Source organism: Sphaerospermopsis reniformis, from assembly GCF_005402885.1.
GTDB classification, from domain to species: domain Bacteria; phylum Cyanobacteriota; class Cyanobacteriia; order Cyanobacteriales; family Nostocaceae; genus Sphaerospermopsis; species Sphaerospermopsis kisseleviana.
The window spans coordinates 20,315-28,165 of the sequence record NZ_BJCE01000048.1 but is presented as its reverse complement, the minus strand read 5'-3'; the positions used below and the strand labels follow the sequence as shown (position 1 = coordinate 28,165).

The window sequence follows — 7,851 nt, the reverse complement described above, 5'->3', positions numbered from 1 at the left end:
CGGCATTTTTTCCGGGCTATACTAACAGTAACTATCTCTAGCCCTGATGATTACGTCAAGTCTGGCTGAAATGAGAACATCCTCAAAGCCATACACAGACTGCCTTTTTAATTTTCGGACAGGTCTATTATCTGATAATGATTTTTCAAAATTGGGGTGCTCTAGAAATGATATACGCAGAAATAGAAACTAAAACAAACCGCTTAGAATCTTTAGAATCTATTGTTGAGCAAATCGGTGAAGCTGTGCTTTCTACTACTAATACTATTGAGCGTTTAGCTCAAAGAGTAGATGATTTGATCGTACAAGTAGAATCACAGGGAAAACAATTACAGCAGCAAGGATATCAAATTTTTGCCTTGTGTGATGCTGTACAAAGTCTCGCTGAAACACAAAAAGATTCATTACAAGAAATCAATCAACTGACAAAATCTGTAGATAACATTGTGTTTTTGCTGCAAAGTGTAGATGAAGAAATATGAACTACCCCAGCTTATTCCCAAATCCAAAATCCAAAATTGGCATGATCAAACCTTTAATTGAGTAATTGCAATATTGCCAGCAAAACATACATCTACATCACTACCAGGAGTGCGATCGCGTTTACCATATTCACCAACATAATAAAAATTATCACCCTCTACTCGATAATTTACAGGTAAAGGTTTGGTACAGGGTAGACAAAAAACAACTTGAGGATCACCATCTCCCGGTAGTAGATGGGGTAAATTCACATTCCAAAAGCTACCAGGTGCTAAAGGCTTTTTCAGTAAATCTGCTAATATTACTGATGTCCATTTAGCAGCTAAATCCCAATTATAATTGAGTTTAGCTTTGCGATAATGAGAAATCGCCACACCAGGAATACCGTGCATTGCAGCTTCTCTCACCGCAGCAACAGTTCCAGAAATGTACGCATCCACTCCCAAATTACCACCAGCATTAATTCCTGAAAGCACAAACTTGACATCTTGACGAATTTGTGTTATGGCAATTCTCACACAATCAGCAGGAGTACCAGCAATAGCATATTCAAAATCAGAACGACGTTCTAATTTAATCGGTTCAGTTGTCGTCACCTGATGTCCACAACCAGACTGATGTGTTGCTGGTGCAGCGATAATTACATCTTTGTCATTTACCGCTTTCAGCAAAGCTTGAATACCTGGTGCGTCGATACCGTCGTCGTTAGTTAAGATGATTGTCATGAGATTTTAGAGTTTAGATTTTAGAGTTTAGATTGATTCGACCAATAAATCCTGAAATAAATCCTGAAATAAATCCTGAAATAAATCCTGGTAATTTTACCATCCAGGAATTATCCTCAAATCAGATGCTTTTGACCTAGATTATGTAGTATTTTGATTGCAAGAGTATTTTAGGATTCATTTCATGAAACAGCTACTCAAGCAATTATTTAGTGGTCATTCATACCTTACCCGTCTCATTGTACCTGTATTGGTGATGATGATGGCTATTTCTGTTTTTGTGACACCTGCTTTTGCTACTGGAGTATATCAAATACCCAACCTGACAGCAGATACCTGGATTGTAGATGAAGGTGATGTTCTTAGCCGTTTTAATGAAGGTCAAATCAGCGGTGCTTTTAAAGACTTGGCCAAAGCAACAGGTAATGAGGTGAGAATTGTTACCATTCACCGTTTCGACTATGGGGAAACACCGGAAAGTTTTGCGAAAGGACTATTTACAAAATGGTTTCCTACACCAGAAGCACAAGCTAACCAAGCGATTGTGATCGTTGATACTCTAACCAATGGTGCAACTATTGTCAGCGGGGATCAAGTGAAAACTCTCTTGACTGATGAGATCGCTAATAGTGTCACAGAAGAAACACTAGGGTCAGCATTACGGGATGGTAATAAATATAATCAAGGATTTTTGGATGTGCGCGATCGCCTAGTAGCAGTCCTTTCTGGTAAACCTGATCCCGGTCCACCAGCAGAAAAAGAAACTGTACAGGTAGAAAGCACATTTAGCAATGCGGAAGAAACCGACAAAAACAAAGGTAATGCTACTGCTTGGGTAGTAGGTTTGTTAATTGCAGCTACTGTCATTCCCATGGCAACTTATTATTTATACCAAATCAATCAGCCTTCCAATCAGGGGTAAATAATGAGGGAATAGGTAGAATTTTTGTAAGGAGTCAGGAGATCAAGGAGTCAGGAATCAGGAGTCAGGAGTCAGAATATTTGTTTGTAGCAACTGTATTCTGTATCCTGAATCCTTACGAATTTTTTACTTTACGGTTTTGTACACAGTTGACCATGAAAAATACTTCTCAACATCCCAAACGGATTTTATTTTTACATCCCAACTTTCCCGCCCAATTTCGTCATCTGGCCACAACTTTAGCCAAAGATGATAAATATCAAGTAGTATTTGGTACAAATCGTCAGGAAGGATCAATACCAGGAGTATTGAAAGTTATTTATGAACCTTCCCGCACAGCAGCACCCCAAACTCATCATTATATCCGCAATTTAGAAAATGCAATTCTCACCGGACAAGCTGTATATCGCATAGCAGAACAATTAAAAACACAGGGTTTTATTCCCGATATAATTTACGGTCATTCCGGCTGGGGTCCGACATTATTTATGAAAGAAATTTTCCCGAAAGCAGAATTATTATGTTTCTTTGAATGGTTTTATCATGCTCGCGGTTCTGATGCCGATTTTGATCCCAGTGATCCATTAAATGCCGATGATTTGTGTCGTATTAAAGTCAAAAATTCACCGATTTTACTAGATTTATACCATTGCGATCGCGGACTTTCTCCTACTAATTGGCAACGTCAACAATTTCCCCTAGAATATCATCAAAAAATCACTGTTTGTCACGATGGAATTGATACTAATTTCTTTCAACCCAAGCCAGATGCTAAATTAGTTTTACCCCGAATTAATCTTGATCTTTCTCATGTTTCAGAATTAATTACTTATGTAGCGAGAGGAATGGAACCTTATCGCGGTTTTCCTCAGTTTATGGAAGCAGTAGCATTAATTCAACAACAACGCCCAAACTGTCATATTGTAGTTGTGGGAGAAGATAGAGTAGCCTATGGAAAAAATCTTCCTGATGGGAAAACTTATAAACAATTAATGTTAGAAAAATTAGATTTAGATTTAACCAGATTACACTTTACTGGTTTACTTCCTTATACTGAATATTTGCAAGTTTTACAAGCATCCTCAGCCCATATTTATTTAACTTTTCCTTTTGTTTTATCCTGGTCAATGTTAGAAGCAATGTCCGCAGGATGTTTGTTAATAGCTTCTGATACTCCACCAGTTAAGGAAGTAATTAAAGATGGTAAAAATGGACTGTTGGTAAATTTCTTTTCTCCCCAACAAATTGCCGAAAAGGTGAATACAGCTTTAGATAATTCTCCAGATATGATTTCTATTCGTACCGCTGCACGCAAGACAATAGTTAATAATTATGATCTACAAACATTATTACCACAACATTTAGATTGGATGTTAGGCAGAAAAATTGACAATTGACAATTGACAATTGACAATTGATAGTTGATAGTTGTTTCATTGAAGTTTAAAACCTCTTTTTTAAGGGAAAAAGTTAATAACCCAATTACCAATTCCCAATCACCAATCACCAATTCCCAATCACCAATCACCAATCACCAATCACCAATTAATAATTAGCTAATTCTTTACTCGCTTCTTCTTTGAGTCGTTGACGAATAGACAAAGGTGCTATTACTTCTCCATTTGGCCGCCAGTCTCGTAACCGCATCAAAACATTAATATCCCCAGTACGTATCCAAGCTTGATAATAAATATCTTGTTTATTTCTGTGTTTGATAATATCTAATATTTGCTGCTGCTGGGTTTTGGGAATGTCTGCTGTAATTAAATTTGCTAATTTTTCATAGGCAATACGCTGGAAAGAATGATGGCGAAAGGTGTTATCTACATACCATTGGGCAAATGCTGGGGGAAAACGAATGATCAATAATTCCCGTTGTAGGTAAAAGTTGAAACCCCAAGCTTTTTCTAATTCTGTCTCTACATATTCTGGGGTGGGTAAGTTGCCACTGTGCCACATTTCTTTTAATTCTTTGGGTATACCTGGATCTCCCCAGGGAAGAATTTGCAATTTTTCTGAGGCGATGCGGTCCAGTCGGTAGTTATGCCATGTTATATTTCCTTGGGGATCTATACCATAGGCGCTGAGATATTTGGCACGTCGGAGATAATGCAAACACACAGGATAAACGGTTATTTGTACTTTGCTTGCTGTAGCTGCGATCCAATATTCAAACTGCACTACTCCAGCGGCTGGTATACGCCATAGTTGTTCTAACTGTTCTTGATAGTTATCTACCTGGTCCTGCATTTCTTGAGAGAGTATATAGTCTAAATGCAGAAATATCCGTTGTTGTGGTTCTTGGATGGTGGGAGATGTATGGGTATGATCTACTATTTGTTCCCACAAATTATGAATGATGATATCTAGGTTTGGCTGCACAAAGGATATGGACTCTAAGACGTGCAGTAGTTCCCAGGTTTGGGGTAGGGACAGTTGGGTAAAGGTTGCTTGTGCTGTTGCAGAAATTGTTGGTGCTGGTAGTTCGGTTTTAGAGAGAGTTTGATATTCTCCTTTGACTACTGTTTGCAGCCATCCTAAACGAGTTAGCTGTTTGAGATCATCTCTGAGGGAACGATGAACTGTGGCAAAGGGGGGTTGTTGTAGTTGTTGGTGCAGTTGTTGGGAACTGATGCCGGTGAGTTGTTGTATTTCTTGTTGCCATTGGGTTTGGCAAATGTGGCTATTGGCAGTTTGAATAATTTGCCATCCGCTTTGATGACAGATGCAGGTGGGGTCCTGACATTTGGTGGTTATTTGTTCGGCGTTGAGTTTTTCGCTTTTGGGGTGATAGTAGGAAAATAGGCGATCGCGTAGTTGTGCGTAGGTAAATTTTTTTGCTAGGTCTGTTGTCCAGTTTTCTTCCCCATACAGTTTATTTAATATTACCCATAATCTAATTGAACGCTGCAAACGGTTGGCTAGTTGTCCTGCTGCTAACCAATGTAATATTTGCGGTGTGGGTGGATAGGGGAAGCTGTTCAAATTGATAATTGATAATTGATAATTGACAATTGTTTAAGAGGGTGTTTAAAATCTCTTTTTTCCAGGAGACAAAAAAACCAATTGCAGTAAGTATAATTTTCAATTGTACATTGTTTATTAGACATCTCCACAATAGAATGTATTAATTTGTCATAAGTTGTGGGGGCGAAGTAGGGGCGAAGCATTCGAGCGATTAATGATCGGTATTCACCAAAGGATATTTTCCAAATGCTTCGCCCTTACAGGGCCATAATTTATCGAAAAAATCAGACATCTAGATATCCCATAAGCTTCGCCTTGCCCCCATAAATAAGTTCCAGAATTTCTTTTCTGGAGATGTCTATTGTTTATTGTCTATTTTGGCAAGTTCAATTTTTTGTATTGGCACTGCAAAAGCTGATTAAATTACACAGGACTTACGCAACAGGGAACGAAAGTAGGGGTAATTCATGAATTACCCCTACGCAAGAATAAGGTTTTCAGTCACATCTTGCGTAAGTCCTAATTTATTACAACCAAGCGATCGCATTTTTTAGTAATTCTATCTTTTTTTCTCCCCAAGTTTTGTTTCCATCCCCTTGCGGGGAATTGATGGTGAAAAACAAACTAGATCACATCATCGCGGCAAAAAATTTCGCCCGAGAGTTTCCATCACCTTGCGGGGAATTGGTTATGAAAAACAAAAACTCTTCTGTGGATAAAGTCGGGAATTTTATCACTGTTTCCATCCCCTTGCGGGGAATTGGTTATGAAAAACCTATTCCACTGGCTATTGCATTAACCTTCCAATCTCCTTTGTGTTTCCATCCCCTTGCGGGGAATTGGTTATGAAAAACTACATTAATTACAATCCAATACGTCCTGAAGGGACAATCATAAAAGTTTCCATCCCCTTGCGGGGAATTGGTTATGAAAAACCCTACACTCATGGAGACCTTGTTACAAATAGCTTTCAAGGGGCGTTTGCGCCAAGCTACGGAAACAATGATGTAACAAGCGAAGTCAGTATTTAATTTTCTAGGTTCAGATTGCCGTTTCCAGCCAATAAATACAGAATAAAACAAAAACTTCCAGATGTCAACCCAAAAAACCAACATTTTTTGAAAATTACCAAAGATTACTAAATGTAAATCTTTCTAGCTTCCTGCGCCAAAACCAATACATTCCTTTACATTTCGTTACAAATGCCCAAAAGCTGACTCTGGGGATATTTCGACCACCTCCATACCCGCATAACCAGGAATATCAAACTTTACAAAATTAAATAATCAGGTGGTTCATAAGGAGGTTCACTTCCGTAAACCCGCGTCTTTTGTTTAGCAGTTTCATCCAGAGGATAAACCCGCAAATTATCCTCACTCAACTTCAGCACCTTTAACCACCGCTTTTCTAACTGGTGATTCAATTCCTCATTATCTAGCGGACATTCAAACACCGAATATTGCACTCGTTGACAACGCTGTTCCAACAACTTAGCCAACTTTGTCCGACGTTTATCATCGGGTACGTCATAACAAACTAGCCATAATTTAGGCATAAGATAGGCATAAGATAGTAATTGGTGGTTTCACCAGAATTTTTCTATGTCATAACCATCAAACTTTTCATCAATACTGATGATAATTAATTTTTCGCTCCTAGCTTGAGATATTAATAAGCGATCAAAAGGATCTTTATGATAATGAGGCAAATTATTTAGATCATAAATATGAGATAAATCAAGAGGTAATAACTGAATTTTATTTTGCTGGATTTCATCCTCAATAATTTGAGGTAATGCTGACTTAAATTGAATCTTACCCAAGGATAACTTAATTTGCATTTCCCAAATACTGACAACGCTTAAAAATACCTGAGTATTGGGATCACAAAGAAGTTGATAAACAGCAGGTGAAATTCTTGGAAAATCACTTGTCCACCAAATAAATACATGAGTATCAATTAAAACTCTCATTCCTCTTCACCCAACCAAAACTCATCCGGTAAAGGTTCATTAAAATCATCACTCATCCAAATTTCACCTTGATGTAAACCCGCAGTTCGTGGCAAATTAGAAGAATTAGATGGTAAATTAGGTTCTTCTTTGGCAACTTTGATAAAGTTGTAAACCTGTAATAGTAATGTCTCTGGTGCTGAGGACAATTCCTCTATAATAGTTTCCAAAATAGTCATAATTGAAATCAATCAACTCTCTACTTTGATTTTGACACATTTGCAATATACAGCAGCTTTCAGCTATCAAGCTATTTTCAGGTAAATAAACCACATTTTGATTTAGGTTTCGCGTCAACAATGTAGGGGCGAAGCATTCGGACAATTAATTATCGGTTTTTACATAAGACTATCATCCGAATGCTTCGCCCTTACTGTGGTCTTCGGTTTTACCTAAGGCTATCATCCGAATGCTTCGCCCTTACTGTGGTCTTTGGTTTTTACCTAAGACTATGATCCGAATGCTTCGCCCTTACTGTGGTCTTTGGTTTTTACCTAAGACTATCATCCGAATGCTTCGCCCTTACTGTGGTCTTAGGTTTTACCTAAAACTATCATGCGAATGCTTCGCCCTTACTGTGGTCTTAGGTTTTACCTAAGACTATCATCCGAATGCTTCGCCCTTACTGTGGTCTTTGGTTTTTACCTAAGACTATGATCCGAATGCTTCGCCCTTACTGTGGTCTTTGGTTTTTACCTAAGACTATGATCCGAATGCTTCGCCTGTGGTCTAAAGACATAGCG

At 38.2% G+C, this 7,851-nt stretch carries 10 protein-coding genes; 5 read left to right on the top strand and 5 right to left on the bottom strand.

Annotation, left to right across the window (positions count from 1 at the left end; all coding sequences use genetic code 11):
- The first annotated feature begins 167 nt into the window (after positions 1-167).
- A complete protein-coding gene (locus tag FFR48_RS09420; RefSeq protein WP_137667176.1) occupies positions 168-482 on the top strand; it encodes a hypothetical protein in 315 nt (104 codons plus the stop codon).
- 45 nt (positions 483-527) lie between these two features.
- Here FFR48_RS09420 and surE read toward each other — a convergent pair whose 3' ends face one another.
- Positions 528-1,208: a 5'/3'-nucleotidase SurE gene (gene surE, locus FFR48_RS09415; RefSeq protein ID WP_096569753.1), complete on the bottom strand. Its 681-nt coding sequence runs from the start codon at positions 1,206-1,208 to the stop codon at positions 528-530.
- A gap of 184 nt (positions 1,209-1,392) precedes the next feature.
- Between surE and psb32 the strand changes: the two genes are divergently transcribed.
- Positions 1,393-2,130 (top strand): photosystem II repair protein Psb32, encoded by a 738-nt coding sequence (gene psb32 / locus FFR48_RS09410; protein ID WP_096569750.1) that lies wholly within the window; start codon positions 1,393-1,395, stop codon positions 2,128-2,130.
- 155 nt (positions 2,131-2,285) lie between these two features.
- Positions 2,286-3,527, top strand: a complete 1,242-nt coding sequence (locus tag FFR48_RS09405) for a glycosyltransferase family 4 protein (RefSeq protein WP_137667175.1) — start codon at positions 2,286-2,288, stop codon at positions 3,525-3,527.
- 148 nt (positions 3,528-3,675) lie between these two features.
- Here FFR48_RS09405 and FFR48_RS09400 read toward each other — a convergent pair whose 3' ends face one another.
- Entirely contained in the window at positions 3,676-5,115 is a 1,440-nt protein-coding gene (locus FFR48_RS09400; RefSeq protein ID WP_201277589.1) for a TIGR03985 family CRISPR-associated protein, read from the bottom strand.
- A gap of 672 nt (positions 5,116-5,787) precedes the next feature.
- On the opposite strand from FFR48_RS09400, the gene FFR48_RS30730 reads away from it, so the two are divergent.
- Together FFR48_RS30730 and FFR48_RS30725 are read left to right on the top strand one after the other, a co-directional pair.
- Complete coding sequence (locus FFR48_RS30730; RefSeq protein ID WP_443096393.1) at positions 5,788-5,946, top strand: hypothetical protein; 159 nt, start codon at positions 5,788-5,790, stop codon at positions 5,944-5,946.
- Entirely contained in the window at positions 5,943-6,128 is a 186-nt protein-coding gene (locus FFR48_RS30725; RefSeq protein WP_443096392.1) for a hypothetical protein, read from the top strand. Before FFR48_RS30730 ends, FFR48_RS30725 begins: the two co-directional genes overlap by 4 nt.
- Positions 6,129-6,367: 239 nt before the next feature.
- Here FFR48_RS30725 and cas2 read toward each other — a convergent pair whose 3' ends face one another.
- The 3 genes from cas2 to FFR48_RS09385 are packed head-to-tail and all read right to left on the bottom strand — an operon-like array spanning position 6,368 to position 7,287.
- A complete protein-coding gene (gene cas2, locus FFR48_RS09395) occupies positions 6,368-6,652 on the bottom strand; it encodes a CRISPR-associated endonuclease Cas2 (protein ID WP_137667173.1) in 285 nt (94 codons plus the stop codon).
- Between the two features lie 30 nt (positions 6,653-6,682).
- Positions 6,683-7,069 (bottom strand): type II toxin-antitoxin system VapC family toxin, encoded by a 387-nt coding sequence (locus FFR48_RS09390; RefSeq protein ID WP_137667172.1) that lies wholly within the window; start codon positions 7,067-7,069, stop codon positions 6,683-6,685.
- A complete protein-coding gene (locus tag FFR48_RS09385) occupies positions 7,066-7,287 on the bottom strand; it encodes a DUF2281 domain-containing protein (protein WP_137667171.1) in 222 nt (73 codons plus the stop codon). The genes FFR48_RS09390 and FFR48_RS09385 overlap by 4 nt, the downstream gene beginning before the upstream one ends.
- Between the last annotated feature and the right edge of the window lie 564 nt (positions 7,288-7,851).